We start from the raw sequence: 434 nt of genomic DNA, 5'->3' as shown, positions 1-434 counted from the left end.
CTAGGGTCAGGACTCATTCTTTGAGATAGAAGGTGACACTGGCTGCGATGCAGATGGCGGAGAAGAAGGTGTGTGCGCAGCGGTCGTAGCGGGTGGCTATACGTCGCCAGTCTTTGAGCTTGGCGAACATGTTTTCGACTTTGTGGCGCTCTCGGTAGAGGGTCTTGTCGTAGGGGATTGCGGTCTTACGATTTTTGGTTGACGGAATGCAGGGTTCCATTCCGCGATCCATCAGGGCTTGCCGGAACCAGTTGCTGTCATAGCCGCGATCGGCGATCAGGCTCCTGGCTGGCGGCATGGCCCGGAGGAGGATGCGGGCACCCTTGTGGTCGCTCGTCTGGCCTTCGGTGAGCAGCAGAAGCAGGGGCTTGCCTTCTCCGTTGCAGACCGCATGCAACTTGGAATTCAGACCGCCCTTCGTTCGACCAATGCAG

At 58.3% G+C, this 434-nt stretch carries 1 protein-coding gene; it reads right to left on the bottom strand.

The window, feature by feature from the left end; translation table 11 throughout:
* Positions 1–13: 13 nt before the first annotated feature.
* A partial coding sequence (locus tag GSQ92_RS06840) for an IS5 family transposase (RefSeq protein WP_159013240.1) occupies positions 14–434 on the bottom strand: 421 nt, incomplete at its 5' end.

The sequence above is a fragment of the Acidisoma sp. S159 genome, from assembly GCF_009766125.1.
GTDB lineage: Bacteria > Pseudomonadota > Alphaproteobacteria > Acetobacterales > Acetobacteraceae > Acidisoma.
This window is presented reverse-complemented; position numbering and strand designations above follow the sequence as displayed.